This is a genomic window from Arthrobacter sp. JCM 19049, assembly GCF_001310435.1.
In genome coordinates this window covers 1-824 of sequence record NZ_BAXF01000762.1, presented here as the reverse complement: position 1 = coordinate 824, position 824 = coordinate 1, and the positions used below count along the sequence as shown (strand labels likewise).

Sequence of the window (824 nt, the reverse complement as noted above, 5' to 3'; positions counted from 1 at the left end):
CCAGCGAATGCACGTAGAGGCTGGGCAGCTGGCCGTTCATGCGCGCGCCCACGGCGCGGCGGAATTCGGCCAGCTTCTGGCATCGGCCTGCGCCCCGTGCTTGACCAGGGTCAGCTCGGGCAGCACCGGTTCTTGGCCTTGCGCCCCAGGGTCTTGACCGTCCGGGCGTAGACCTGGCCCATGGTGGGCAGCTGGTCAACGATTTCGATACCCATTTCAGGCCCCCACCAGCGACTGGCCGCACACGCGCAGGGTCTGCCCGTTGATCGCGGCGCACGCGTCCCAGGAGAGGAAGCCGATGGTCTCGGCCACGTCCAGCGGCAGCCCGCCCTGCATCAGCGAGGGCATCACCATGCGGGCCACGGTGCGGGTACCCAGCGGGATCTTGGCGGTCATGTCGGTTTCAATGAATCCGGGGGCCACCGCGTTGATGGTCCCGCCGTGGGCGGCGAAGTCCGCGGCGCTGGCGCGCACCATGCCGATCACCCCGCCCTTGGAGGCGGCGTAGTTCGTCTGCCCGCGGTTGCCGGCGATCCCGGAGGTGGAGGCCAGGGACACCACGCGCAGCCCGGGCAGGTCCGCGGCCAGCAGCTGCTCGTTCATCCGCAGCTGGGAGGCGATGTTCACCGCGATGACCGAATCCCAGCGGGAGGCGTCCATGTTGGCCAGCAGCTTGTCCCGGGTGATCCCGGCGTTGTGCACCACCAGGTCCAGCCGGCCGTGGCGCTGGCGGCGTGTTCGATGATCCGCTGCCCGGCGTCCTGGGCGGTGACATCCAGCTGCAGGGCGGTGCCGCCGACCTCGTTGGCGACCTTGCTCAGCGC

The 824-nt window shown here is 70.0% G+C and carries 1 pseudogene; it reads right to left on the bottom strand.

The features are described 5' to 3' along the window. Window positions 1-216: 216 nt before the first annotated feature. A pseudogene (locus tag JCM19049_RS16065) lies at window positions 217-824 on the bottom strand (SDR family oxidoreductase); the annotation flags it as partial.